The organism is Streptomyces amakusaensis, from assembly GCF_039532665.1.
GTDB lineage: Bacteria > Actinomycetota > Actinomycetes > Streptomycetales > Streptomycetaceae > Streptomyces > Streptomyces amakusaensis.
This window is the reverse complement of record NZ_BAAASB010000011.1, coordinates 218,626-242,676: the sequence shown is the minus strand read 5'-3', so window position 1 is coordinate 242,676 and position 24,051 is coordinate 218,626. Positions and strand designations below refer to the sequence as shown.

General features: G+C 71.2%; 26 protein-coding genes. 15 read left to right on the top strand and 11 right to left on the bottom strand.

The features are described from left to right. Positions 1 to 132 precede the first annotated feature (132 nt). From ABD371_RS21050 to ABD371_RS21030, 5 genes are all read left to right on the top strand, one after another. Positions 133 to 549, top strand: coding sequence for an ATP-binding protein (locus ABD371_RS21050; RefSeq protein WP_344479097.1), 417 nt, complete (start codon positions 133 to 135; stop codon positions 547 to 549). Then, positions 546 to 761: a hypothetical protein gene (locus ABD371_RS21045; protein ID WP_344479096.1), complete on the top strand. Its 216-nt coding sequence runs from the start codon at positions 546 to 548 to the stop codon at positions 759 to 761. The genes ABD371_RS21050 and ABD371_RS21045 overlap by 4 nt, the downstream gene beginning before the upstream one ends. Before the next feature lie 152 nt (positions 762 to 913). Then, positions 914 to 1,864, top strand: coding sequence for a deoxyribose-phosphate aldolase (deoC, locus tag ABD371_RS21040; protein WP_190121564.1), 951 nt, complete (start codon positions 914 to 916; stop codon positions 1,862 to 1,864). 6 nt (positions 1,865 to 1,870) lie between these two features. Beyond that, on the top strand, positions 1,871 to 3,346 hold the full coding sequence (locus tag ABD371_RS21035) for an aldehyde dehydrogenase family protein (protein WP_344479094.1): 1,476 nt from the start codon (positions 1,871 to 1,873) through the stop codon (positions 3,344 to 3,346). Positions 3,347 to 3,348: 2 nt separating this feature from the next. Continuing rightward, positions 3,349 to 4,245, top strand: a complete 897-nt coding sequence (locus ABD371_RS21030) for an aldehyde dehydrogenase family protein (RefSeq protein ID WP_344479092.1) — start codon at positions 3,349 to 3,351, stop codon at positions 4,243 to 4,245. Between the two features lie 72 nt (positions 4,246 to 4,317). On the opposite strand, the gene ABD371_RS21025 is transcribed toward ABD371_RS21030, so the two are convergent. Beyond that, positions 4,318 to 4,728, bottom strand: a complete 411-nt coding sequence (locus tag ABD371_RS21025; RefSeq protein WP_344479090.1) for a hypothetical protein — start codon at positions 4,726 to 4,728, stop codon at positions 4,318 to 4,320. Positions 4,729 to 4,847: 119 nt separating this feature from the next. Here ABD371_RS21025 and ABD371_RS21020 point away from each other — a divergent pair, with 119 nt between their 5' ends. Then, positions 4,848 to 5,501: a uridine kinase family protein gene (locus ABD371_RS21020; RefSeq protein ID WP_344479089.1), complete on the top strand. Its 654-nt coding sequence runs from the start codon at positions 4,848 to 4,850 to the stop codon at positions 5,499 to 5,501. Positions 5,502 to 5,691: 190 nt separating this feature from the next. On the opposite strand, the gene ABD371_RS21015 is transcribed toward ABD371_RS21020, so the two are convergent. Beyond that, positions 5,692 to 6,462, bottom strand: coding sequence for a SigE family RNA polymerase sigma factor (locus tag ABD371_RS21015; protein ID WP_344479087.1), 771 nt, complete (start codon positions 6,460 to 6,462; stop codon positions 5,692 to 5,694). 230 nt (positions 6,463 to 6,692) lie between these two features. Here ABD371_RS21015 and afsQ1 point away from each other — a divergent pair, with 230 nt between their 5' ends. The 5 genes from afsQ1 (at position 6,693) to ABD371_RS20990 (ending at position 10,665) form a co-directional block, all read left to right on the top strand. Further along, positions 6,693 to 7,370, top strand: coding sequence for a two-component system response regulator AfsQ1 (gene afsQ1, locus ABD371_RS21010; RefSeq protein WP_190121570.1), 678 nt, complete (start codon positions 6,693 to 6,695; stop codon positions 7,368 to 7,370). Between the two features lie 34 nt (positions 7,371 to 7,404). Continuing rightward, a complete protein-coding gene (locus ABD371_RS21005) occupies positions 7,405 to 9,000 on the top strand; it encodes an ATP-binding protein (RefSeq protein WP_344479086.1) in 1,596 nt (531 codons plus the stop codon). Next, positions 8,997 to 9,641: a hypothetical protein gene (locus ABD371_RS21000; protein ID WP_344479084.1), complete on the top strand. Its 645-nt coding sequence runs from the start codon at positions 8,997 to 8,999 to the stop codon at positions 9,639 to 9,641. Before ABD371_RS21005 ends, ABD371_RS21000 begins: the two co-directional genes overlap by 4 nt. A 45-nt stretch (positions 9,642 to 9,686) precedes the next feature. Further along, positions 9,687 to 10,355 carry a VanZ family protein gene (locus ABD371_RS20995; protein WP_344479083.1) on the top strand — a complete coding sequence of 223 codons (669 nt, stop codon included), beginning with the start codon at positions 9,687 to 9,689 and terminating at the stop codon, positions 10,353 to 10,355. A 97-nt stretch (positions 10,356 to 10,452) separates the two neighbouring features. Then, positions 10,453 to 10,665 (top strand): PspC domain-containing protein, encoded by a 213-nt coding sequence (locus ABD371_RS20990; RefSeq protein ID WP_344479081.1) that lies wholly within the window; start codon positions 10,453 to 10,455, stop codon positions 10,663 to 10,665. Positions 10,666 to 10,795: 130 nt separating this feature from the next. Here the strand turns inward: ABD371_RS20990 and ABD371_RS20985 are convergent, their stop codons facing one another. Both ABD371_RS20985 and ABD371_RS20980 read right to left on the bottom strand, forming a co-directional pair. Next, the gene (locus ABD371_RS20985) at positions 10,796 to 11,233 is read right to left on the bottom strand and encodes an ATP-binding protein (protein ID WP_344479079.1); all 438 of its coding nucleotides are present in this window, start codon (positions 11,231 to 11,233) and stop codon (positions 10,796 to 10,798) included. Positions 11,234 to 11,356: 123 nt separating this feature from the next. Next, entirely contained in the window at positions 11,357 to 12,517 is a 1,161-nt protein-coding gene (locus ABD371_RS20980) for an adenosine deaminase (protein ID WP_344479078.1), read from the bottom strand. A gap of 103 nt (positions 12,518 to 12,620) precedes the next feature. Here ABD371_RS20980 and ABD371_RS20975 point away from each other — a divergent pair, with 103 nt between their 5' ends. Beyond that, positions 12,621 to 13,466 carry an alpha/beta fold hydrolase gene (locus ABD371_RS20975; RefSeq protein ID WP_344479076.1) on the top strand — a complete coding sequence of 282 codons (846 nt, stop codon included), beginning with the start codon at positions 12,621 to 12,623 and terminating at the stop codon, positions 13,464 to 13,466. 21 nt (positions 13,467 to 13,487) lie between these two features. Here ABD371_RS20975 and ABD371_RS20970 read toward each other — a convergent pair whose 3' ends face one another. Beyond that, positions 13,488 to 14,465: a LysR family transcriptional regulator gene (locus ABD371_RS20970; protein WP_344479075.1), complete on the bottom strand. Its 978-nt coding sequence runs from the start codon at positions 14,463 to 14,465 to the stop codon at positions 13,488 to 13,490. A gap of 62 nt (positions 14,466 to 14,527) precedes the next feature. Between ABD371_RS20970 and ABD371_RS20965 the strand changes: the two genes are divergently transcribed. From ABD371_RS20965 to ABD371_RS20955, 3 genes are all read left to right on the top strand, one after another. Beyond that, positions 14,528 to 15,826 (top strand): MFS transporter, encoded by a 1,299-nt coding sequence (locus ABD371_RS20965; RefSeq protein ID WP_344479073.1) that lies wholly within the window; start codon positions 14,528 to 14,530, stop codon positions 15,824 to 15,826. A gap of 236 nt (positions 15,827 to 16,062) precedes the next feature. Beyond that, positions 16,063 to 16,701, top strand: a complete 639-nt coding sequence (locus tag ABD371_RS20960; protein WP_344479236.1) for a L,D-transpeptidase family protein — start codon at positions 16,063 to 16,065, stop codon at positions 16,699 to 16,701. A gap of 68 nt (positions 16,702 to 16,769) precedes the next feature. Next, positions 16,770 to 17,753 (top strand): sigma-70 family RNA polymerase sigma factor, encoded by a 984-nt coding sequence (locus tag ABD371_RS20955; RefSeq protein WP_344479072.1) that lies wholly within the window; start codon positions 16,770 to 16,772, stop codon positions 17,751 to 17,753. On the opposite strand, the gene ABD371_RS20950 is transcribed toward ABD371_RS20955, so the two are convergent. From ABD371_RS20950 to ABD371_RS20925, 6 genes are all read right to left on the bottom strand, one after another. Then, positions 17,750 to 18,040, bottom strand: a complete 291-nt coding sequence (locus ABD371_RS20950; protein ID WP_344479070.1) for an STAS domain-containing protein — start codon at positions 18,038 to 18,040, stop codon at positions 17,750 to 17,752. The two genes, ABD371_RS20955 and ABD371_RS20950, sit on opposite strands and share 4 nt — an antisense overlap. A gap of 84 nt (positions 18,041 to 18,124) precedes the next feature. Then, positions 18,125 to 19,402, bottom strand: coding sequence for a thymidine phosphorylase (locus ABD371_RS20945; RefSeq protein ID WP_344479069.1), 1,278 nt, complete (start codon positions 19,400 to 19,402; stop codon positions 18,125 to 18,127). A 105-nt stretch (positions 19,403 to 19,507) separates the two neighbouring features. Then, complete coding sequence (locus ABD371_RS20940; RefSeq protein WP_190121579.1) at positions 19,508 to 19,903, bottom strand: cytidine deaminase; 396 nt, start codon at positions 19,901 to 19,903, stop codon at positions 19,508 to 19,510. Then, a complete protein-coding gene (locus ABD371_RS20935; protein WP_344479067.1) occupies positions 19,900 to 21,192 on the bottom strand; it encodes an ABC transporter permease in 1,293 nt (430 codons plus the stop codon). Before ABD371_RS20935 ends, ABD371_RS20940 begins: the two co-directional genes overlap by 4 nt. Continuing rightward, the gene (locus ABD371_RS20930) at positions 21,189 to 22,301 is read right to left on the bottom strand and encodes an ABC transporter permease (protein WP_344479065.1); all 1,113 of its coding nucleotides are present in this window, start codon (positions 22,299 to 22,301) and stop codon (positions 21,189 to 21,191) included. The genes ABD371_RS20935 and ABD371_RS20930 overlap by 4 nt, the downstream gene beginning before the upstream one ends. Then, on the bottom strand, positions 22,298 to 23,926 hold the full coding sequence (locus ABD371_RS20925; protein ID WP_344479234.1) for an ABC transporter ATP-binding protein: 1,629 nt from the start codon (positions 23,924 to 23,926) through the stop codon (positions 22,298 to 22,300). Before ABD371_RS20925 ends, ABD371_RS20930 begins: the two co-directional genes overlap by 4 nt. Positions 23,927 to 24,051: the final 125 nt, after the last annotated feature.

Sequence of the window (24,051 nt, the reverse complement as noted above, 5' to 3'; positions counted from 1 at the left end):
GACGGTGGATCTGGACCTGACTTGTTTGCGACGATCCCTGAGCACGCGACTCGACACCGGCCGGGCCGCCACACGTGCACACGATGACTCAACTGCACCCCTTTATAAGACAGTTGAGCGAGCGGAGGACCCATGTCGCCCGTCTCAGAAACCCACTTGGCACACAGGTTGAATCTACGCCTGAACGTGGAGCCCTCGGAGATCGGCGGTATTCGTCACACCGTCATACAGCACATCGGAAGCTGGGAATGCGCGGCCATTGCCGACGATGTCATCCTGGTCGTGAGTGAGTTGCTGGCCAATGTCCACGAACACGCCGAGGGCGTCTGCGAACTGGAAATCGAGCACCAGGACGAAGGGTTGGTCGTCAAAGTCAGCGACACCTTCATGACCCCGCCCACCCTCGGACACCGCCACGGCTCCGCCGAGACCGGCCGGGGCCTCCTCCTGGTCGACGCGCTCACCGACCACTGGGAGACCACCATCACCGGCACCGGGAAGGTGATCACCTGCACCTTCGGCACCCCCGGCCGCGGGATCTCCCCATGACCAACAACGGCCACGCCTGGACCCCGGGCATGTGCTGGCTCTACTGCCGCCGCACCGGCATCCCCGTGATCTGGCTCGGCCCCGCCACCACCGAGGGCATCCACGCCCCCATGTACGGCTGCGCCCACTGCGTCGCCGAACTGGAGCACATGATCCGCCAGCACTTCGCCGCCCGCGGTGGCCCCCGGGCCTCGCCGGGCCGGCCGGAGTAGACACCCGCGAGCGGGCGGGGTCCGGTCGCCCAGGGTGAGGGTCCGCACACACGGAACCGGGGAATCCCGGGCCCCGGCGGGGGCCGGGGTGCCGAGCCCCACCCACCCCCTGTACAGGTCGCTACGCGCGTAGATATGCTCCAGTGGTGAGCATGCCCATCGCACCCGCATCCGCCCTCTCGGAGGTCACCGCCTCCGACCAGGCTCTCCGTCGCTTTCTGCACGGGCTCCCCGGGGTCGACCCCGTCGGGCTCGAAGCCCGGGCCGCGTCGCTCGGGACGCGGTCGATCAAGGCCGAGGCGAAGGCTTACGCCATCGATCTCGCGATCTCGATGATCGACCTCACCACGCTCGAAGGCGCGGACACCCCGGGCAAGGTCCGGGCGCTCGCCGCCAAGGCCGTGCGCCCCGACCCGACCGACCGGACCTCTCCCGCCACCGCCGCCGTCTGTGTCTATCCGGACATGGTCGAGACGGCGAAGGCGGCCCTGAACGGAGCCGACGTCAAGGTCGCCTCCGTCGCCACGGCCTTCCCGGCCGGCCGGGCCTCGCTGGAGGTGAAGCTCGCCGACACCCGGGACGCCGTCGCCGCCGGGGCCGACGAGATCGACATGGTGATCGACCGGGGCGCGTTCCTGGCCGGCCGGTATCTGAAGGTGTACGAGGAGATCCTCGCCGTGAAGGAGGCCTCCGGCGCGGCCCGTCTGAAGGTCATCTTCGAGACCGGCGAGCTGTCCACGTACGACAACATCCGCCGTGCCTCCTGGCTCGGCATGCTCGCGGGCGCGGACTTCATCAAGACCTCGACGGGCAAGGTCGCGGTCAACGCCACCCCGGCGAACACACTCCTGATGCTGGAGGCCGTCCGCGACTTCCGGGCGCAGACCGGGACGCAGATCGGCGTGAAGCCCGCCGGCGGCATCCGCACCAGCAAGGACGCCATCAAGTTCCTCGTCCTCGTCAATGAGACGGCGGGCGCGGACTGGCTGGATAACCACTGGTTCCGCTTCGGCGCGTCCAGCCTGCTCAACGATCTGCTGATGCAGCGCCAGAAGCTGGCCACCGGCCGCTACTCCGGCCCCGACTATGTGACTGTGGACTGAGCGGACATGACAACAGAGACCACACCGGCCGGCCCGTTCGCCTACGCCCCGGCTCCGGAATCCCGCGCGGTCGTCGACATCGCGCCCTCGTACGGCCTCTTCATCGACGGAGAGTTCACCGAGTCGAGCGGCCAGGACCGCGCCAAGACCCTCTCCCCCGCCACCGAGGAAGTCCTCGCCGAGTACACCCAGGCCAACGCCGAGGATGTGGACCGGGCCGTGCGGGCCGCCCGCAAGGCGTTCGAGAAGTGGTCGGCGCTGCCCGGCGCGGAGCGGGCGAAGTACCTGTTCCGGATCGCCCGGATCATCCAGGAGCGCAGCCGTGAGCTGGCGGTCCTGGAGACCCTCGACAACGGCAAGCCGATCAGGGAGACCCGCGACGCGGACCTCCCGCTGGTCGCGGCGCACTTCTTCTACTACGCGGGCTGGGCCGACAAGCTCGACCACGCGGGGTACGGCCCCAACCCTCGCCCGCTGGGCGTCGCGGGCCAGGTCATCCCGTGGAACTTCCCGCTGCTGATGCTCGCGTGGAAGATCGCCCCGGCGCTCGCCACCGGCAACACGGTCGTGCTGAAGCCCGCCGAGACCACCCCGCTCTCCGCGCTCTTCTTCGCGGACATCTGCCGTCAGGCGGGGCTCCCCAAGGGCGTCGTCAACATCGTGACCGGCGACGGCCGCACCGGCGAGGCCCTGGTCTCGCACCCGGGCGTCGACAAGGTCGCGTTCACCGGCTCCACAGCGGTCGGCAAGGCCATCGCCCGCCAGATCGCGGGCACCGACAAGCGGGTCACCCTGGAGCTGGGCGGCAAGGGCGCGAACATCGTCTTCGACGACGCCCCCGTCGACCAGGCCGTCGAGGGCATCGTCAACGGCATCTTCTTCAACCAGGGCCAGGTCTGCTGCGCGGGCTCCCGGCTGCTGGTCCAGGAGTCGATCCAGGACGAGCTGCTGGACTCCCTCAAGCGCAGGCTGGCCACGCTGCGCCTGGGCGACCCGCTGGACAAGAACACGGACATCGGCGCGATCAACTCCGCCGAGCAGCTCGCGCGGATCACCGCGCTCGCCGACACCGGCGAGGCGGAGGGCGCGGAGCGCTGGTCCGCGCCGTGCGAGCTGCCGTCCGCCGGCTACTGGTTCGCCCCGACGCTCTTCACGAATGTCACCCAGGCCCACACCGTGGCCCGTGACGAGATCTTCGGCCCGGTCCTCTCGGTGCTCTCCTTCCGCACCCCGGACGAGGCCGTCGCCAAGGCGAACAACAGCCAGTACGGGCTGTCCGCCGGCATCTGGACGGAGAAGGGCTCCCGCATGCTCGCCGTCGCGAGCAAGCTGCGGGCCGGCGTCGTCTGGGCCAACACCTTCAATAAATTCGACCCGACCTCGCCGTTCGGCGGCTACAAGGAATCGGGCTTCGGCCGTGAGGGCGGCCGCCACGGCCTGGAGGCCTACCTCGCCCCGGCGACCCCGAAGGGCGAGCGCTGATCATGAGCACTGTCGAACAGAACCGTCTGAGCGTCTTCAAGACCTACAAGCTGTACGTGGGCGGGAAGTTCCCGCGTTCCGAGAGCGGCCGGGTGTACGAGGTGACCGACTCCAAGGGCAAGTGGCTGGCGAACGCGCCGCTCTCGTCCCGCAAGGACGCCCGGGACGCGGTGGTCGCGGCCCGCAAGGCGTTCGGCGGCTGGTCGGGCGCGACCGCGTACAACCGGGGGCAGATCCTCTACCGCGTCGCCGAGATGCTTCAGGGCCGCCGGGAGCAGTTCGTCCGGGAGGTCGCCGAGGCGGAGGGCCTCTCCAAGTCCAAGGCCTCGGCCCAGGTGGACGCGGCGATCGACCGCTGGGTCTGGTACGCGGGCTGGACCGACAAGATCGCCCAGGTGATGGGCGGGGCGAACCCGGTCGCGGGTCCGTTCTTCAATCTCTCGACGCCCGAGCCGACCGGTGTCGTCGCCGTGCTCGCGCCGCAGGAGTCCTCCTTCCTCGGTCTGGTCTCGGTGATCGCCCCGGTGATCGCCACCGGCAACACCGCCGTGGTGATCGCCGGCGAGAAGAACCCGCTGCCCGCACTGTCGCTGGGCGAGGTGCTGGCCACCTCCGACCTGCCCGGCGGCGTGGTCAACATCCTCTCGGGCCGTACGGGCGAGATCGCCGCCCCGCTCGCCGCGCACCAGGACGTCAACGGCATCGACCTCACGGGCGCCGGCGAGGAGCTGGCGAAGGAGCTGGAGATCGCGGCGGCGGACAACCTGAAGCGGGTGCTGCGACCGGGGACCACCGAGTACACGGCCGACCCGGGCACCCACCGGATGACCGCCTTCCTGGAGACCAAGACCGTCTGGCACCCCACGGGCGCGCTGGGCGCGTCCGGCTCCTCCTACTAGGGAAGGCCCGCAGAACAGAACAAGGAGCCCCCTGCCGTCCCCGTCCGGCGGCAGGGGGCTCGGTCGTACCCCCTAGCCCTTCGGCACCAGCGGCAGCTGCTGCACCAGCGGGCCCACCAGCGGGAGGTCCTTGATCGCCCCGCCCTGGGAGAGCGGGCCGGTGACCAGCTCGGTGGAGATCGGCTTGAAGTCGGCGACCTGGGTGCCGACCGCGTTGGCCAGCGGGTCCACACCGGTGTTGGCCAGCGGGTTCAGCTGGAGGCTGGTGAGGTGACCGACGCCCGAGACCGAGTTGGTGACCGCCGTGAGAGCGCCCCCGCCCGGGCCGTTGAGCGCCGTGCCGACAGCGTCGAGACCGCCGACCGGCGGGGGCTCCGCCGCGTGCGCGGCACCGCCCGCGCCGAGGGCGGCGGCCATCGCCGCGAGGGTCAGTCCCGCGCGCAGGGCGGTGCGCCGGGGTTGGTGAGCTGCGTGACGTGCCATGGGATTTCCCGCCTGGGTCAGTAATCGGACGAGCACCCAGCGTAGTTGAGCGGTGATTCTCATTCCACCGTCATCCCCGATGGCTCCCCTTACGGGTCAATGCCTCACACTGGTGTCCCGTGACCTCTTCCGCCATACCGACGCGCGTCGTACTGCTCGCGGGCCCCTCCGGCTCCGGCAAGTCGTCCCTGGCCGCCCGCACGGGACTGCCCGTGCTGCGCCTGGACGACTTCTACAAGGACGGCGACGACCCGACGCTTCCGCTGGTCGCGGGAAGCACGGACATCGACTGGGACTCCCCGCTGTCCTGGGACGCCGAGGCCGCGGTCGCGGCGATCAACGAGCTGTGCGACACCGGGCGCACCAGCGTCCCGGTGTACGACATCGCCACCAGCGCACGGGTGGGCCGGGAGGCGTTCGCCATCGACCGCACGCCCCTGTTCGTGGCGGAGGGGATCTTCGCGGCGGACATCGTGGCGCGCTGCGAGGAGCTGGGCGTCCTCGCGGACGCGCTCTGTCTGCGGGGCCGTCCGACGACGACCTTCCGCCGACGGCTGGCGCGGGATCTGCGCGAGGGCCGGAAGTCGGTGGGCGTTCTGCTGCGGCGCGGCTGGCGGCTGATGCGGGCCGAGCGGGCGATCGTGGCACGTCAGGCGAGTCTGGGCGCGCACCCGTGCGACAAGGACGAGGCACTCGGCCGGGTGGCGGCGGCAGCGGCGGGACGGCATCGCGGCTGCCCCGCGGGCGTCGCGCCCCCGGTCGGCTCTCCCTGAGCCGGCCGGCCCCTGGGACGACATGAGTCGCGGGACCGGACACGACCCCCCGGCCCGTCCGGTCCCGCTGTTTTCCCCCGTTGACCCCGCAGGTCCCCCGACCTTTGTGGCCCCCGTGATCCCGCCGTCTCCCCGGTGACGGCGGCCCCCCGTGATTCCCCCGTGCTTTCCCCCGTGTCCCCCCGTTGCCTCAGGCCACCAGCTCGCCGAAGGACTCTTCCTCGTCACGGCCGAAGCTGAGGACCTGGTCCTCGCGCAGCCGGCGGAGCGACCGCCAGATGCTCGACTTCACCGTGCCGACGCTGATGTTCAGGATGTCGGCGATCTCCGGGTCGGTGCGGCCCTCGTAGTAACGGAGGACCAGCATCGTGCGCTGGAGTTCCGGCAGCCTGGCCAGCGCCTGCCAGAGCACGGCGCGCAGCTCGGTCCCCCGCATCGCGTCGGTGTCGCCCGCCGTCTCCGGCAGCTCCTCCGTGGGGTACTCGTTGAGCTTGCGCCGTCGCCAGGCGCTGATGTGCAGATTGGTCATGGTGCGGCGGAGATATCCCCCGACCGCCGCCTTGTCGCTGATCCGGTCCCACGCCCGGTAGGTCGAGAACAGCGCGCTCTGGAGCAGGTCCTCGGCCTCGTAGCGGTCGCCGGTGAGGTGGTAGGCGGTCGCGTACAGGGAGGAACGGCGCTCTTGTACGTAGGCGGTGAACTCCGCCTCGGACAGCCCCCCGGCCTCCGGCGCGGGAATCCCGAGCCGTGCGCCGTTCTCCCTGTTCTCCCTGACCGGAGCGGCCTTGGCGGCCGGCCCCGGGGTGACGTCAACGACCGTCATGTACGACGGCTTGTGCTGACGCCCGGTGCCGCGAACGCACCCCCGCCCGTTCACGGCACCGGACTTCTCGGACGCCCGGCCGACGTCGTGGAGACGCGTGACAACTGCGTTTGAGGTGGTGCTGTGCAGTGCGTTCATCTCACGCCCCCCGTCGATCGGTGTCTGTTTCCGTCCAGGTGCCTAGAAGCTTGCCGAGGCGATTTCATGGCGGTGTCCGTCGACTGTCACAGGCCTGTCACAGGGGTACGGGAGGGCCGTGTCGCGGGAGGGGCGCGGGAGCGGCACGGGAGGAGCCGGAGCGGGCCGGGGAGACGGGCCCCGGGGCCTGCGGTCGAACTCCGGCACGGCCATGGGCCAGAATGACGCTCGTGCCTTTCCTGTTGCTGATCGAGGACGACGACGCCATCCGCACGGCCCTCGAACTCTCCCTGTCCCGCCAGGGCCACCGTGTGGCCACCGCGGCGACGGGGGAGGACGGTCTGAAACTGCTGCGCGAGCAGCGGCCCGACCTGGTCGTGCTGGACGTCATGCTGCCCGGGATCGACGGCTTCGAGGTGTGCCGTCGCATCAGACGCACCGACCAGCTGCCGATCATTCTGCTGACCGCCCGCAGCGACGACATCGACGTGGTCGTGGGCCTGGAGTCCGGGGCCGACGACTATGTGGTCAAACCCGTCCAGGGGCGGGTGCTGGACGCCCGGATCCGGGCGGTGCTGCGGCGGGGCGAGCGGGAGTCCACCGACTCCGCCACCTTCGGCTCGCTGATGATCGACCGTTCCGCGATGACCGTCACCAAGAACGGCGAGGATCTCCAGCTCACGCCGACCGAGCTGCGGCTTCTGCTGGAACTGAGCCGGCGTCCCGGGCAGGCGCTCTCCCGTCAGCAGCTGCTGCGGCTGGTGTGGGAGCACGACTATCTCGGCGACTCCCGGCTGGTGGACGCCTGTGTCCAGCGGCTGCGGGCGAAGGTCGAGGACGTGCCGTCCTCGCCGACCCTGATCCGTACCGTCCGCGGTGTGGGCTACCGGCTGGACGCTCCCCAGTGACGGACCGCGCCGCCCCCGCGAAGGGCGACGAGCGGTGACCGGTGCCGCCAAGCGCGCGATGGTCGCCGGGCTGCGCTGGACGAGTCTGCGGCTGCGGCTGGTCGTGGTCTTCGCGGCCGTCGCGCTGACCGCCGCCGTCTCCGCCTCGGGGATCGCCTACTGGCTCAACCGCGAGGCCGTGCTCACCCGTACCCAGGACTCGGCGCTGGACTCCTTCCGCAAGGAGATGCAGAGCCACGCGGCCTCGCTGCCCGCGCTGCCGACGCAGAGCGAGCTCCAGGACACCGCGAATCTGATGGCCAACGGCAAGACCGGCTACAGCGTGCTGCTGCTGGGCGAGCGGGAGAAGGGCAAGCCGGTCGCCGCCACCTCCGACAGCGACGACTTCACCCTCGGGGATGTGCCGCGCACGCTCCAGGAGGCGGTGAACGACCGTCAGGAGCTGAGCGCGGGCAACTCGGCTCCGTACCATCTGTACTGGCAGCGGGTGGAGCGCGACGGGAAGCCGTATCTGGTCGGCGGTTCGCGGATCGTGAACGGCGGGCCGACCGGCTATGTACTGAAATCCCTCGACAAGGAGCGCGAGGATCTCAACACCCTCGCGTGGTCGCTGGGGATCGCCACCGCGCTGGCCCTCGTCGGCTCGGCGCTGCTGGCGCAGGCCGCGGCGACGACCGTGCTCAAGCCGGTGCGCCGGCTCGGGGACGCGGCGCGGCGGCTCGGCGAGGGGAAGCTCGACACCCGGCTGCGGGTGTCGGGCACGGACGAGCTGGCCGAGCTGGCGCGGACCTTCAACAAGACGGCGGAGTCGCTGGAGAAGAAGGTCGCCGACATGAGCGCGCGGGAGGAGTCCAGCCGCCGTTTCGTCGCCGACATGTCGCACGAGCTGCGCACTCCGCTGACCGCGCTCACGGCCGTCGCCGAGGTGCTGGAGGACGAGGTCGACAGCCTCGACCCGATGATCGCGCCCGCGGTGAATCTGGTGGTCAGCGAGACCCGGCGGCTGGGCATCCTGGTGGAGAACCTGATGGAGGTGACCCGTTTTGACGCGGGCACCGCCAAGGTCGTGCTGGACACGGTCGACGTGGCCGACCAGGTCACCGCCTGCATCGACGCCCGCGCCTGGCTGGACGCGGTGGATCTGGACGCCGAGCGCGGGATCATGGCGCGGCTCGACCCCCGGCGGCTCGATGTGATCCTGGCGAATCTGATCGGCAACGCGCTCAAGCACGGCGGTTCGCCGGTACGGGTGTCGGTGCGGCCGAACGAGAGCGACGCCGCGCTGCTGATCGAGGTGCGCGACCACGGGCCCGGCATCCCGGTGGAGGTGCTGCCGCATGTCTTCGACCGGTTCTACAAGGCCAGCGCCTCCCGGCCGAAGTCGGACGGCAGCGGGCTCGGTCTGTCCATCGCGATGGAGAACGCGATCGCCCATGGCGGCACCATCACCGCCGCGAACTCGCCGGACGGCGACGGCGCGGTGTTCGTGCTGCGGCTGCCGATGGACGCGTCGGCCCCGGCCGGCGGCGCGTCGGCGACCGGGGCGGGCGGCGGGGGCACGGACCCGGACGCGGACGGTCCGCAGGACGGCGGGGAGAGCGGCGAACGGCGAGAGGGGAGCGCGGAGTGAGGCGTAAGGCCCTGGCTCTGACGGCACTGGCGGGCGGGACGCTGATACTCGCCGGGTGCGGGATCCGGACCACACAGGTGCCGGTGGACGCGGGTCCCGCCCCGTCCCGGATGCTGTGCGAGGTGCGCGGCGAGAGCCGTGCCTCGGCCTCGCCCCGGGGCTTTCCCGTACGCGTGCAGCTGGTCTGCGCGTCCCAGCTGAAGTCCGTCGACCGCACCACCGAGCTGCCCTCGGAGACCTCCCCGGACAACCGGGTCGAGATCGCCCGAGCACTCCTGGCCGAGCTGGAGCGGGAGCCGTCCGCCGATGAGCGGGACGCGGGCTTCGGCACCGATGTGCAGGGGCCGGTGGGGGTCGGCGGGCCGCGCCCGGGCGACCCGGCCGGGACCCTGCGGCTGAGCCGTCAGCCCGAGGACCTGCCGGAGGCGGCGCTCGCGCAGATCGTCTGCACCTTCGCGGAGAGCCGGGCGGCGGCCCCGGGCGGCGCGGTGGTCCTCGGCGGGCCCGGGGAGTATCCGCCCCGCGGGTACACCTGCTCCGACCGGGCCAAGGAGCGCCCGTCCGAGCCGCTGCCGACGGTCGCGGCGCTGCCCGACGCACCGCTCGCCTCCCCGTCGGCCCCGTCGTCGGCGGCCCCGTAGAAGCGGAACGGAACCATTTCCGCCGTGGGGCGCGTCTTGTCGTGCGTGCAGCGTCAAGGTACGGGCGGCAGTGCCGTCATCCGTGTACGCGTGGCGGGGGTTCTCCTCCTCCTCGTGCACTTGCTGCTAGTCGGGTGGCTGACGCTGCGCCCGCTGGATGTGCCCTGGGTGACGGCCGCGAATCTCGAACCGCTCGCCACCGTGAAGGCGAATCTGGTGCTCGGGCCCGCGGAGGCCGTGCGCCGGATCGGCGGCGGACTGCTGCTGCTGGCCCCGCTGGGCGTTCTGCTGCCGCTGGCGAGCGGCCGTCTCGCCGTCTCCCCGCTCGGCTCGCTGGCCCGGACCACGGCCGCCGGGGCGCTGATCTCGCTCGCCATCGAGCTGGCGCAGACCGGGGTGCCGGGCCGGGTGCTCAATGTGGACTCGCTGCTGCTGAACACGGCCGGGGTGGCGCTCACGCATCTGCTGGTGGTGCCCGTGGGCCGGGCCCGGCTGCGCAGGACCCGCGCCCGGGGCCGGGCGCGTGCGCCGCGCCGCCCGGATCGCTCCCGCCCGCCCGCTCCCCCGGTGCCCGCCGCGAATCGCCGTTCGGACTCCCGCGCGCCGCGCGCCTCCGACCGGGGGACGAGGCCCGGCGGTGGCGGTGCCGTTCTGAGGGAGGACGCCACCCAGGGGGCGACCCCGACGATTCCCAGGGTCGGCATCGCCCCGTAGAGCGACGCTTCGCCCGTCTTCGCTCGGCACCATGGGGATATCGGGAAAGTCCACGACCCAGTGGAAATCCACAGCCGGTCTCGCGAAGGAGCCCACCATGGCCGCACTTGTCCGCCCCCGCGCCGGACGCATGATCGGTGGAGTGTGCGCAGCGCTGGCGAGGCGCTTCGGCACTTCCGCCCTCACCATGCGGGTGATCTTCCTGGTCTCGTGTCTGCTGCCCGGTCCGCAGATACTGCTGTATCTGGCGATGTGGCTGCTGCTGCCCGCCGAGCGGAGTTCGGCGGGGTCGGCTAAGGCCGCCTGGTAGCGCGTACGGCTCCGGACACACCCCTGGGGCGTACGCCGTGATCTCGGCGTACGCCCCAGGTCTCCGCCGGGTCGGCGGACCGGCTCGGCCGTCCGTACGGGGAAGCGACGGCGGGCGCGGTGGCGTCGGGTCAGACGGCTCCGCCGAGGAGGCCGCCGACCAGGGGCAGACCGGCGGTGGGCAGAGCACCGGTGGGCAGAGCGCCCGTGGGCAGGCCGCCGGTGGGCAGGGTCTGGGTCAGCTGCTGGACCGGCAGACCGCCGAGCAGACCGGTGACGGCCTCGGTGGGCGCGCCGGGGGCCAGCGCGCGCTGGCCGGCGCCCTGGAGGGTGCCGGGCAGGGTGGCCGTGCTCGTGGTGAGGGCGCTCTGCGCGCCGGCCAGCGACTCGGGGCCCGCCGGGACGCTGGAGAGGAGCTCGGGGGCCGGCAGCGTGCTGGACACGGTGTCGAGCGAGCTGGCGGAGTCGGGGAAGGGGGCGGGAGCGGCGGTGGCCGCGCCCGCTCCGGCGGCTACGAAGGCGGCGCCGAGAGCGGCGACACCGAGAGTCCTGGCAGCAGACTGCTTCATCAGAGGTGTGTCCTTGGGACGGGGGAATATGAGCGGCTCCGCAAGCTAGCCACACCCCCGTCCCGGAGGCAAACATCCCGAAGTGGGCGGGTGTTGACTATTCCGGCCACCTCGGAATTCGTGCTACCAGCTCTCCTCGGGGGAGGTTTCGCTGGTGGCGGCGGTCTGCCGGAACAGCCATTCGGATTTCAACTCGGCGTATCCGGGCTTGATGACGTCGTTGATCATCGCGAGGCGTTCATCGAAAGGGATGAAGGCGCTTTTCATTCCATTGACGGTGAACCACTGCATGTCGTCGAGTGTGTATCCGAAGGCGTCGATCAGATGCTCGAACTCCACGCTCATGCTGGTCCCCGACATCAGCCGGTTGTCCGTGTTCACGGTGGCGCGGAAGTGGAGTCTGCGGAGCAGTCCGATGGGGTGCTCCGGATAGGAGTCGGCGGCCCCGGTCTGGAGGTTGGAGGTCGGACAGAGTTCCAGCGGGATGCGCTTGTCGCGGACGTAGGAGGCGAGCCTGCCGAGCCGGATCTCGCCGTCCTCGGTCACCGTGATGTCGTCGATGATGCGCACTCCGTGCCCGAGCCGGTCGGCCCCGCACCACTGGAGCGCCTGCCAGATCGAGGGCAGCCCGAAGGCCTCGCCGGCGTGGATGGTGAAGTGGTTGTTCTCGCGCTTGAGGTACTCGAAGGCGTCGAGATGGCGGGTGGGAGGGAAGCCCGCCTCGGCCCCGGCGATGTCGAAGCCGACCACGCCCGTGTCGCGGTAGCGGTTGGCGAGTTCGGCGATCTCCAGGGCGCGGGCCGCGTGCCGCATCGCGGTGAGGAGCGCGCCGACCCTGATCCGGCGGCCGTTGGCCCTGGCGATCCGCTCGCCCTCGCGGAAGCCCTCGTTGACGGCCTCCACCACCTCTTCGAGGGTGAGTCCGGCCTCCAGGTGCTGTTCGGGGGCGTACCGCACCTCCGCGTAGACGACCCCGTCCTCGGCGAGATCCTCGGCGCACTCGGCGGCGACGCGGAAGAGCGCCTCACGGGTCTGCATCACCGCGCAGGTGTGCGCGAAGGTCTCCAGATACCGCTCCAGCGAGCCGGAGTCGGCGGCCTCCCGGAACCAGAGCCCGAGCTTGTCGGGCTCGGTCTCGGGGAGCGAGGCCTCGTACCCCGTCGCTCGGGCGAGATCGATGATCGTGCCGGGACGCAGCCCGCCGTCGAGGTGATCGTGGAGGAGCACCTTCGGAGCGCGGCGGATCTGTTCCGCGGTGGGCGTGTTGAGGGTCTGGCTCGTCATTCGCGCACTCTAGTCCCTACGCGCGTAGAGCGGACCGGGTCGATACGTAACAGTGACCGCGCGTACGGGTGGCGTACGGGCGTACTTCTGAGACTGTTCTGCCATGGCACACCGCGCACTGCCCCCTTGGCGGGGACGGACCGAAGAGCGTGAGACGACCCCCGCGGAGGGCGAGGTGCGGCTCGGCCGGGCCCACGGCGGCCGGGCCGCCGCCCGGAGCGGCGCGGACCCGGCGGTGAGCGGGGTGGTGCTGCTGCTCCCCGACGGGGAGCGCGAGTCGGTACGGGGGACCTCGGCGCGCTCGCTGCTGCGGCTCCTCCCGCTGGGCCGGGCGCTGGCGCGGGCGGGGCGCGCGGACGGACTGGTGGTGCACTCGGTGCACTACCGCCGCCGGGGGTGGAACGGAGCGGACGCGCAGCTCGCGGCGGACGCGCTGCGGGCGGCCGACGAGGTGGTCCGGCGGTACGGCGATGTGCCGATCTGTCTGGCGGGCCACGGCTTCGGCGGCCGGGCGGCGCTGCACGCGGCGGACCATCCGGGGGTCGGCGCGGTGCTGGCGATGGCCCCCTGGCTGCCCGACGACGGGGTGGGCGGCGGGGCGCGCGGCGGCGGCGCGGGCGCTCCGGAGCCGGTGAAGCAGCTGGCGGGGCGGCAGGTGCTGATCGTGCACGGCACCAATGACGCGCGTACCGAACCGGATCTCTCCTATCGGCTGGCGGAGCGCGCGAAGAAGGTGAACCGGAACATATGCCGGTTCGAGGTGCACACGGACGGGAACTCGCTGCGGCAGCACCACGCGGAGGTAATGGCGCTGGCGACGGATTTCGTGCTGGGCTCGCTCTTCCCCCATCCGTACTCGCGTCCGGTGGCGGACGCGCTGGCCGCGCCGCCGCCGCTGGGGCTGCGGATGCCGCTGGCGGCGGGCTTCGGGAAGTCGCTCAGGCCGTAGCGCTCGGGCGGCGGGCGGCGCTCAGGCCGTGGGCGGCAGTGGGGGCTCGGTCGGGAGCAGATGGCCCCGGCGGGAGAGCAGGAACTTCTTGAAGGCGGCGACCGGGGCGGTGTCCGGGTGGCCGTCGAGCCAGGCGACGCCGATCTCGCGGACCGCGCGGGGGGCGGTGACCGTCAGCTCGACGACGCCGGGGCGGGCGACGGCCGGCGGCGGCAGCAGGGCCACGCCGAGGCCCGCCGCGACGAGTCCGCGCAGGGTCTCGGCCTCCTCGCCCTCGAAGGCGACCTTGGGGGTGAAGCCGGCCCGGGAGCAGAGGTCGTCGGTGATCCGGCGCAGCCCGTAGCCGGGTTCCAGGGTGACGAAGACGTCGTCGGCGGCCTCGGCGAGCTTGATGCGCTTGCGGCCGGCGAGCCGGTGGTCGTCGGGGACGACCAGCCGCAGCCGCTGTTCGTCCAGCCGGCGGGCGACCAGGTCGGGCGCGTCCGGCACGGGCGAGGTGAGGCAGAGGTCGAGGTCGCCCGCGCGCAGTCCGCCGAGCATCGCCTCGCCGTGGTTCTGGACGAGGGTGAAACGGACCTTGGGGTGGTCCGCCCGGAAGGCCCGCAGCAGGGCGGGGACGGTCTCGGAGCCCATGGTGTGCAGAAAGCCGAAGGCGACCTTTCCGCCGGTGGGGTCGGCGTCCGCGCGTACCGACTCGGCCGCGCGCTCGACCTCGGCGAGGGCGCGTTCCACGGAGGTGAGGAGGGTGCGGCCGGCCGGGGTGAGGGAGACGGTGCGGCCCCGGCGGGCGAAGAGGGTGACCCCGAGGTCCCGCTCCAGCCGGACGACGGCCCGCGAGAGGGTCGACTGCGGGACGCCCATCTCCTGCGCGGCGCGGGTCACGTGCTCGTGGCGGGCGACTCCGGCGAAGTACGCGAGGCGTGGGGCGAGCAGCAAGGACATGTCTTCTTCGTAACTGCTCTGTGACAGCCGAGGCTGTGAGCTGTGCTCATGCATCATGGGAACGATTATCTGCATTTCATGCATTGGACGCATGACGTTGCTGACCGTACGTTCGACACATGCCTCCTGCCAGTACCAAGGCGTCCACTCCGGTGGGCGCCGCCTCCGCCGTCGCTTCCCCCGAACCGTCCGAGCCGCCCGCCTCCGGGCCGCTGGCTCCCGGCCGTCCCGGCTACCGCCGGATGAGCCTCGCGCTCTTCGCCGCGGGCATGGCCGCCTTCGCCCTCCTCTACTCCACCCAGGCACTGCTGCCCGCGATCTCCGCCGACTTCGGCGTGAGCGCCTCGGCGGCCAGCTGGACGGTCTCCGCCGCGACGGGCGCGCTGGCACTGTTCGTCCTTCCGCTGAGCGCGCTCTCCGAGCGGTTCGGCCGGCGCACCCTGATGACGGCCTCGCTGGCGATCGCCGTCGTCCTCGGGCTGCTGGTGCCCTTCGCGCCGAACCTGGAGTGGCTGGTGGCGCTGCGCGCTCTCCAGGGCGCGGCGCTGGCCGGGCTGCCGGCCTCGGCGATGGCGTATCTCGCCGAGGAGGTGCGGCCCAAGGCGCTGATCGCCGCGATCGGACTCTTCGTCGCGGGCAACAGCGTCGGCGGGATGAGCGGCCGGATCGTCACCGGCTGGGCGGCGCAGCTGTGGGGCTGGCGCGCGGGTCTGCTGGCGGTGGGTCTGCTGGCGCTGGCGGGCGCGGTCGTCTTCCGGCTGCTGCTGCCGAGGGCGCGGCGCTTCACCCCCGGGACGCTCAGCCCCCGGGCGCTGGCGCGGACCGTGCGCGGGCATCTGGCCGATCCGCTGCTGCTGCGGCTGTACGCGATCGGCGCGCTGTTCATGACGGTGTTCGGCGCGGTGTACACGGTGATCGGCTACCGCCTGGTGGCGGAGCCCTTCAGCCTCCCGCAGGGTGTGGTCGGCTCGGTCTTCCTGGTCTATCTCGTCGGCACCGCGTCCTCGGCCGCCGCCGGCTCCCTGGTGGGCCGTCTCGGCCGGCGCGGGGCGCTGTATCTGGCGGTCACCACGACCGCCGCGGGGCTGCTGCTCTCCCTGTCGGACTCGCTCGCCGCCGTGCTGGCCGGGCTGGTGCTGATCACCGCCGGATTCTTCGCCGGGCACGCGGTCGCCTCCTCCTCGGTGAGCCGTACGGCGACCACGGGCCGCGCCCAGGCTTCGGCGCTCTACCAGTCGGTCTACTACCTGGGCAGCAGCGTCGGCGGCACGCTCGGCGCGATCGCCTTCCACGCCGGCGGCTGGGCGGGCACGGTGGCCCTGGGCCTGCTGGCGGTGCTGGGCGTCGTGTCGATCACCCTGTACGGGACCCGGGTGGCCCGCGCCGAGCGGCGCGGTCTGGTCCCGGTCCGCGCCTGAGCGCCATCTTCCGCTGAATGTAGCCGGATTGAGACTATTTCCCCACAACGGCTCCCCCCTCATGTGCGTCAAATGGTGCAAGCCGCTGCGGAGCGCGACGGCGCACGGAGGGAGTGGGAACGGTGGGAAACGCGATACGGACGGAGCGGGTACGCCGGGTGCGCCGGGCGGCGGGCGGTCTCGGCCGGGGGGCGGGCGTCACGCTCGCGCTGACGGGGCTGGTGGTCCCGCTGACGATGGCGCTGGGGAGCGCGCCCGCTTCGGCGGCCACGGCCGCGGCCTGTTCGGCGAAGACGGGGCCGCATCAGAAGCAGGTGGAGAGGTTCCTCGGCCGGAAGGTCGACGGACGGCAGTCGACGGCCGACTGCAAGGCGATCCGCGCCTTCCAGAAGCAGCACGGCATCACCCCGGCGATCGGTTACGCGGGACCGCTGACCTGGCAGACGATGAACACGATGCTCCAGCAGCGGGCGGCGGGGAAGAACCCGAACAAGGCCAAGAAGTGCCCGGTCGACAAGGGCCGGATCGCCTGTGTGGACCTCACCCGGCAGCTGAGCTGGGTCCAGGACGGCAAGAAGCTGGTGTACGGCCCGGTGCCGGTGCGGACGGGCAAGGACGGGACCGAGACACGGGTCGGCTCGAAGAAGATCTACTGGCGGAACATCGACCACTTCTCGTCGATCTACAAGGTCAAGATGCCGTACGCGCAGTTCTTCGACGGCGGCCAGGCCTTCCACTCGGTGACCAAGTCGATGTGGAACCCGCCGGGTTCGGGCGGCTGTGTGAACATGCGGCCCGCCGACGCCAAGGCGTACTGGAAGCTGCTGAAGAACGGCGACGACGTCCACGTGTACGGCAGCAAGCCGGGCACCTGAGCGCTCGTTGTCAGTCCTCCCCTGTAGGTTCGAAACGCTTGGACCGATGGGTGACGGGGGTGGACCCGATGAGTGATCAGGCGACGGAGCCGGGCGCGGAGCTGGAGAAGTACCGGCGGGAGCTGACCGGGTACTGCTACCGCATGCTCGGCTCGCCCTTCGAGGCGGAGGACGCCGTACAGGACACGATGGTCCGCGCCTGGCGGAGCATCGGGAGGTTCGAGGGGCGCTCCTCGCTGCGCTCCTGGCTGTACCGCATCGCGACGAACGTCTGCCACGACATGCTGAGCGCGGGCGGCCGTCGGGCGCGCCCGATGGATCTGTCGGGTCCGAGCCCGGTGGCCGAGGCGCGGCTGAACACCCGTCCGGAGGCCACCTGGCTGGAGCCGGTGCCCGACGGGCGGGTGCTGGCGCCGGTCGCGGATCCGGCGGACACGGCGGTGGAGCGGGAGTCGATCCGGCTGGCCTTCGTCGCCGCGCTCCAGCGTCTGCCGCCGAAGCAGCGCGCGGTGCTGATCCTCCGTGAGGTGCTGGCCTGGCGGGCCTCGGAGGTCGCGGAGCTGCTGGACACCTCGGTCGCCTCCGTCAACAGCGCCCTCCAGCGGGCCCGGGCGACGCTCGCGCAGTCGCCGCCGCCGCCGAGCGAGCGGGCGAACCCGCTGGACGCGGAGCAGAGCGAGCTGCTGGAGCGCTATGTGGCGGCCTTCGAGGGCTATGACATGGAGGCGCTGAAGGAGCTGCTCCACAGCGACGCCACCCTGTCCATGCCCCCGTACGACCTCTGGCTCCAGGGCCATGAGGACATCGTCGGCTGGTTCCTGGGCGTGGGCTCGGTGTGCCGGGGCTCTCGGCTCGTGCCGACCACGGCGAACGGCATGCCGGCCTTCGCCCACTACCACCGGGCGGCGGACGGGAACGGCCACACTCCCTGGGCGCTGATGGTCATGGACATCCGGGACGGCGGGATCGCCGGGATCAATTCCTTCCTCGACACGGACCGCTGGTTCCCGCTCTTCGGGCTGCCGGACCGGCTGCCCGCGCGGAGCGGTTAGCCGGGGTCGATGAGGTCCCTCAGGCCGATGAGGTCGAGGAGGGCGAGCAGTTCGGGGGTGGGCTCGTGGAGGCGTATTCGGCAGCCGTGGCGTCCCGCGGTGAGACGGAGGCGGGCGAGGGCCTCCACGGCGGTGAGGTCGGCGGGGGCCAGGGCCTCGACCTCGCAGACGGCCTCGGTCGCGCCGGTGCCGGCGAGGCGGGCGCTCAGTTCCTGGCAGAGCCGGGGCACATCGTCCCGGGAGACGGGCCCTTGGATGCGTACGACGACGGGGTCTGGGGTGTTCACACCCACAGAGACCAGCGGGAGGGGCGGAATTCATCGGCGGACCGGGCGGGATCTGCCCGGACCGGTCCGCCGACGAGCGCGGGATCAGGAGATGCGGTCGAGCACGATGGGGCTCGGGGTGAAGGCGGTGCCCGCCGGGGCGATGTCGTAGGAGGACTCCAGCGACTTCAGGGCGTAGTCGAACTTCTCCGGGGTGTCGGTGTGCAGGGTCAGCAGCGGCTGGCCCTCGGTCACCGTGTCGCCCGGCTTGGCGTGCAGCTCCACACCCGCCCCCGCCTGGACGGGGTCCTCCTTGCGGGCGCGGCCCGCGCCGAGCCGCCAGGCGGCGATGCCGACGTCGTACGCGTCGAGGCGGGTCAGCACACCGGAGGCCGGGGCCGTGACGACCTGGCGCTCGCGGGCCACCGGCAGCGCCGCGTCCGGGTCGCCGCCCTGGGCCGAGATCATGCGCCGCCAGACGTCCATGGCGGAGCCGTCGGCGAGGGCCTTCGCCGGGTCGGCGTCCTTCAGCCCGGCCGCGTCGAGCATCTCGCGGGCGAGCGCGAGGGTCAGCTCGACGACATCCGCCGGGCCGCCGCCCGCCAGGACCTCGACGGACTCGCGGACTTCGAGGGCGTTGCCCGCGGTGAGGCCGAGCGGGGTGGACATGTCGGTGAGGAGGGCGACGGTCCGCACTCCGCTGTCGGTGCCCAGCGCCACCATCGTGGAGGCCAGCTCACGGGCGTCCTCGATGTTCTTCATGAACGCGCCGGTGCCGGCCTTGACGTCCAGGACCAGCGAGCCGGTGCCCTCGGCGATCTTCTTCGACATGATCGAGGAGGCGATGAGCGGGATGGCCTCGACGGTGCCGGTGACATCGCGCAGCGCGTACAGCTTCTTGTCGGCGGGGGCCAGACCGTCGCCCGCCGCGCAGATCACCGCGCCGGTGGTGTCCAGTACGTGCAGCATCTCCTCGTTGGAGAGCAGCGCGCGCCAGCCGGGGATGGACTCCAGCTTGTCCAGGGTGCCGCCGGTGTGGCCGAGGCCGCGCCCGGAGAGCTGCGGCACGGCCGCGCCGCAGGCGGCGACCAGCGGGGCCAGCGGGAGGGTGATCTTGTCGCCGACGCCGCCGGTGGAGTGCTTGTCGGCGGTGGGGCGGGAGAGCGCGTCGAAGTTCATCCGCTCGCCGGAGGCGATCATCGCGGCGGTCCAGCGGGCGATCTCCGTACGGTTCATGCCGTTCAGCAGGATCGCCATGGCCAGGGCCGACATCTGCTCGTCGGCGACCTCACCCCGGGTGTAGGCGTCGATGACCCAGTCGATCTGCTCGGGGCTCAGCTCCCCCCGGTCCCGCTTGGTGCGGATGACGGAGATGACGTCCATGGCATTTCCTCCAGAGTGGCGGATCGCAGTGCTCTACGCGCATAGCGATCGGGGGTAAAGGCCGCGGCCCCTCCGTTCGCAGGGAGGGGCCGCAGCCAGGGGTGTCTAGATGAGATTCTTGGGACCGAAGGCCTGGGGGAGCATCTCCGCCAGGGTCACGATCCCGCCCGGGGTGTCGAGCAGCAGCTCGGGCCCCCCGAACTCGTACAGCAGCTGCCGGCAGCGACCGCACGGCACCAGGCTCTCGCCCCGGCCGTCCACACAGGTGAAGTGGGTCAGCCGGCCGCCGCCGGTGGCCTGGAGCTGGGAGACGAGTCCGCACTCGGCGCAGAGCGAGAGCCCGTAGGAGGCGTTCTCGACATTGCAGCCGGTGACCGTGCGGCCGTCGTCCACCAGGGCGGCCACCCCGACCGGGAAGTCCGAGTAGGGCGCGTACGCGTGGGTCATCGCCTCACGCGCCCGGCTCCGCAGGACCTCCCAGTCGAACGCGGCCGTCGTCACTTGCCCTGGCCCTTGCGGTAGCGCATGCCGTCCGCCTTCGGCATTCGCAGCCGTTGCGCGGAGAGCGAGAGGACCAGCAGCGTCACCACGTACGGGGTGGCGGTCACGAACTCGTTGGGAACGGTGTCCGTGGCCAGGTACCAGAGCAGCACCAGGGCGGCGATGACCGCGCTGACCACGGCCTGGACCGTGTTCTTGCGGTAGAACTTCCAGATCGCGAGGGCGACCAGGCCGATCACCAGCAGCAGCAGGAGCGCGTGGACGGTCTGGCCGCCGTTGCGCAGCTGGAGCGCGTCGGTGAAGCCGAAGAGGCCCGCGCCCATGGCGAGCCCGCCGGGCCGCCAGTTACCGAAGATCATCGCGGCGAGACCGATGTAGCCCCGGCCGCCGGTCTGGCCCTCGTTGTAGATGTGCGCGGTGACCAGCGACAGGAACGCGCCGCCGAGACCGGCCATACCGCCGGAGACGATCACGGCGATGTACTTGTACTTGTAGACGTTGACGCCGAGCGACTCGGCGGCGATCGGGTTCTCGCCGCAGGAGCGCAGCCGCAGACCGAACGAGGTGCGCCACAGCACGAAGAACGTCATCACGAAGAGCGCCACGGCCACCAGGGTCAGCAGCGACAGATTGGTGACCAGACCGCCGAGGATGCCCGCCAGGTCCGAGATCAGGAACCAGTGGTTCTTCTCGATCGTCAGCAGCCAGTCGGAGAGCCCCGGCACGGTGATGGAGGTGATCGAGTCGGCCGGCGGGGACTGCTTGGGGCTGCCGCCCGCCGCCGCGGCCTCGCCGCTGTTGAACCAGAGCTTGGCGAAGTAGGTGGTGAAACCGACGGCCAGGATGTTGATCGCGATGCCGGAGATGATGTGGTCGACGCCGAAGGTGACGGTGGCGACCGCGTGCAGCAGTCCGCCGAGCATGCCGCCCAGCACACCGCAGAGGACACCGATCCAGGGATCGGTCTGCCAGCCGGCCCAGGCGCCGAAGAAGGTGCCCAGGATCATCATGCCTTCGAGGCCGATGTTGACCACGCCCGCGCGCTCGGCCCAGAGGCCGCCGAGACCGGCGAGGCCGATCGGCACCGCCAGGGAGAGCGCGGCGCTGACCAGTCCGGCCGAGGTGATGTCCTGCGCCCCGGTGATCATCCGAACCGCGGAGAGGACGAGCAGCGCGCCCGAGATGATCAGCAGAACGACCGGGAAGGACAGGCGGGTACGGCCGCCCTTGCCGCCGCTCACCTTGGGGGCGGCGGCGGGCGGCGGGGTGGAAGTCGCCGTGACGCTCACGCCGACACCTCCTGCTTCTCGGAGTTACGGGCCTGGGCGGCGAGCTTCGCGCCGACCTGCCGCTGCTGGCGCTTGAGGCCGTAGCGGCGCACGACTTCGTAGGCGATGACCACGCAGAGGACGATCACGCCCTGGATGACGCCGACGATCTCCTTGTCGTAGCCCTGGAATTCGAGCTGGCCGCTGCCGCGCTCCAGGAAGGCCCAGAGGATCGCGCCGAGGGCAATGCCGATCGGGTGGTTGCGGCCGAGGAGGGCGATGGCGATACCGGTGAAGCCGATGCCGACGGGGAAGTCGCCGCTGTACTCGTAGCTGTCGTTGAGCAGGGTCGGCATGCCGACCAGGCCCGCGACCGCGCCGGAGATCAGCATGGAGGTGACGACCATCTTCTTCACGTTCACACCGCTGGCCTGGGCCGCGGAGCCGGACTGGCCGACCGTGCGCAGATCGAAGCCGAAGCGGGTGCGGGAGAGCGTGAACCAGTAGGCGACGCCCGCGAGGGCCGCGACCACGATGAAGCCCCAGACGGGGCCGGTGGCGGTCGGGAACTCGAAGAAGTGCGAGGACTCCGGGATGGGCTTGGTGGAGATCTTGGTGCCGGCGGTGTCCAGGTGGCCGAGGCGGCCGGTCTGGAGGAGATAGCCGATGATCGCGGTGGCGATCGCGTTCAGCATGATCGTGGAGACGACCTCGCTGACGCCCCGGGTGACCTTGAGGACACCGGCGATACCGGCCCACATCGCGCCGACGGTCATCGCGCAGAGGATGATCAGCGGGATCTGGATCGCGCCGGGCAGGGTCAGCGCGCCGCCGAGGGCGGCGGCGAAGAAGGCGGCGAGGCGGTACTGACCGTCGACGCCGATGTTGAACAGGTTCATCCGGAAGCCGAGGGCGACCGCGAGTCCTGCCAGGTAGTAGGTGGTCGCCTTGTTCAGGATGTAGACCTGGCTGTCCGCCTTCGACCCGTAGTCGAACATGATGGCGAAGGCGTTGAACGGCTCCTTGCCGGTCGCCAGCAGCACCACGGCGGTCACCAGGAACGCGACCACGATCGCGAGCAGCGGGGCCGCGAGGCCCAGGAGCACCCGCTCCTTGTCGATCTTCTTCATCGGTCCTCTCCCCCGTCCCGGGGGTCGTCCGCGTCGCCGTCGGACTCAGCAGGGGCTTCGAGATGGCCGGAGGCCGCGCCGGTCATGGCCGAGCCCAGCTCCTCCGGGGTGATGGTCGCCGGGTCGGCGTCCGCGACCAGCCGGCCCCGGTACATCACCCTGAGGGTGTCGGAGAGCCCGATCAGCTCGTCCAGGTCGGCGGAGATCAGCAGCACCGCCAGTCCCTCCCGGCGCGCCTCGCGGATCTGGTCCCAGATCTGCGCCTGCGCGCCGACGTCCACACCGCGGGTGGGGTGGGCGGCGATCAGCAGCTTGGGGTTGTGGCTCATCTCGCGGCCGACGATCAGCTTCTGCTGGTTGCCGCCGGAGAGCGAGGCCGCGGTGACGTCGATGCCGGGGGTGCGCACGTCGTACTCGCGGACGATCCGCTCGGTGTCGGCGCGGGCGGCCTTGAGGTCGAGGAAGGATCCCCGGCTGTTGGGCTTCTCGGTCACATGGCCGAGGATGCGGTTCTCCCAGAGCGGGGCTTCCAGCAGCAGTCCGTGGCGGTGACGGTCCTCGGGGATGACCCCGATGCCGTCCTCGCGGCGCTTGCGCGTCGGGGTCTGCGAGATGTCCTGGCCGTCGAGGGTGAGCACACCGGTGTCCAGATGGCGCATGCCCATGATCGCCTCGACCAGTTCGGACTGGCCGTTGCCCTCCACGCCGGCGATGCCGAGGACTTCGCCCTTGTGGATGGTGAAGTCGATGGAGTCCAGTACGGCGCGGACGACTCCGTCGGGGTCGGTCGCGGTCAGCCGCACCTCCTTGACCTGGAGCATCGGCACATCGGTGACGGTGGACTCACGGGTCTCGGGCGAGGGCAGCTCGCTGCCGACCATCAGCTCGGCGAGCTGCTTCGGTGTGGTGGAGGCGGGGTCGGCGGTACCGACCGTGGTGCCCCGGCGGATGACGGTGATGTCGTCGGCGACCGAGAGCACCTCGCCGAGCTTGTGCGAGATGAAGATGACCGTGAGGCCCTCCGCCTTCAGCTCCCGCAGATTGTCGAAGAGCGCGTCGACCTCCTGCGGCACCAGCACGGCGGTCGGCTCGTCCAGGATCAGCGTGCGCGCGCCCCGGTAGAGAACCTTGAGGATCTCGACCCGCTGGCGGTCGGCGACGCCGAGGTCCTCGACATGGGCGTCGGGCCGGATGCCGAGGCCGTACGCGTCCGAGATCTCCTTGATCTTGGTGCGGGCCCGGTCGCCGATGCCGTACAGCTTCTCGGAGCCGAGGACGACGTTCTCGAGGACGGTGAGGTAGTCGGCGAGCATGAAGTGCTGGTGCACCATGCCGATGCCGCGGGCGATGGCGTCTCCGGGGTTGGAGAAGGAGACCTGCTCGCCGTCCACCGCGATGGTGCCCTCGTCCGGCTTCTGCATGCCGTAAAGGATCTTCATCAGGGTGGACTTGCCCGCGCCGTTCTCGCCGACGAGGGCGTGCACGGTGCCACGGGCCACGGTGATGTCGATGTCGTGGTTGGCCACGACTCCGGGGAATCGTTTGGTGATGCCGCGGAGCTCTACGGCATGGGGACTGCTGGACGCTTTGATGGCGCACTCTCCAGGACAGGAGTGGAGGAGCAGAGGCGGTGGTGGCGAAAACTACCGCGTAGCACCCCGTAGCTGGGAAACTACGCGCGTAGCGTCGCCAAATCGTGAAAGACCCTGGCGCGCTCGCCGAACGCGATACGTGCGTCGGGGCCCGGAGG

Excerpts from the sequence above, each read along its gene's own strand:
- ABD371_RS21050 (WP_344479097.1), top strand. The coding sequence starts at position 133 with ATGTCGCCCGTCTCAGAAACCCACTTGGCACACAGGTTGAATCTACGC.
- ABD371_RS21045 (WP_344479096.1), top strand. The coding sequence starts at position 546 with ATGACCAACAACGGCCACGCCTGGACCCCGGGCATGTGCTGGCTCTAC.
- deoC (WP_190121564.1), top strand. The coding sequence starts at position 914 with ATGCCCATCGCACCCGCATCCGCCCTCTCGGAGGTCACCGCCTCCGAC.
- ABD371_RS21035 (WP_344479094.1), top strand. The coding sequence starts at position 1,871 with ATGACAACAGAGACCACACCGGCCGGCCCGTTCGCCTACGCCCCGGCT.
- ABD371_RS21030 (WP_344479092.1), top strand. The coding sequence starts at position 3,349 with ATGAGCACTGTCGAACAGAACCGTCTGAGCGTCTTCAAGACCTACAAG.
- ABD371_RS21025 (WP_344479090.1), bottom strand. The coding sequence starts at position 4,728 with ATGGCACGTCACGCAGCTCACCAACCCCGGCGCACCGCCCTGCGCGCG.
- ABD371_RS21015 (WP_344479087.1), bottom strand. The coding sequence starts at position 6,462 with ATGAACGCACTGCACAGCACCACCTCAAACGCAGTTGTCACGCGTCTC.
- ABD371_RS20990 (WP_344479081.1), top strand. The coding sequence starts at position 10,453 with ATGGCCGCACTTGTCCGCCCCCGCGCCGGACGCATGATCGGTGGAGTG.
- ABD371_RS20985 (WP_344479079.1), bottom strand. The coding sequence starts at position 11,233 with ATGAAGCAGTCTGCTGCCAGGACTCTCGGTGTCGCCGCTCTCGGCGCC.
- ABD371_RS20980 (WP_344479078.1), bottom strand. The coding sequence starts at position 12,517 with ATGACGAGCCAGACCCTCAACACGCCCACCGCGGAACAGATCCGCCGC.
- ABD371_RS20975 (WP_344479076.1), top strand. The coding sequence starts at position 12,621 with ATGGCACACCGCGCACTGCCCCCTTGGCGGGGACGGACCGAAGAGCGT.
- ABD371_RS20970 (WP_344479075.1), bottom strand. The coding sequence starts at position 14,465 with ATGATGCATGAGCACAGCTCACAGCCTCGGCTGTCACAGAGCAGTTAC.
- ABD371_RS20965 (WP_344479073.1), top strand. The coding sequence starts at position 14,528 with ATGCCTCCTGCCAGTACCAAGGCGTCCACTCCGGTGGGCGCCGCCTCC.
- ABD371_RS20960 (WP_344479236.1), top strand. The coding sequence starts at position 16,063 with ATGGCGCTGGGGAGCGCGCCCGCTTCGGCGGCCACGGCCGCGGCCTGT.
- ABD371_RS20955 (WP_344479072.1), top strand. The coding sequence starts at position 16,770 with ATGAGTGATCAGGCGACGGAGCCGGGCGCGGAGCTGGAGAAGTACCGG.
- ABD371_RS20945 (WP_344479069.1), bottom strand. The coding sequence starts at position 19,402 with ATGGACGTCATCTCCGTCATCCGCACCAAGCGGGACCGGGGGGAGCTG.
- ABD371_RS20930 (WP_344479065.1), bottom strand. The coding sequence starts at position 22,301 with ATGAAGAAGATCGACAAGGAGCGGGTGCTCCTGGGCCTCGCGGCCCCG.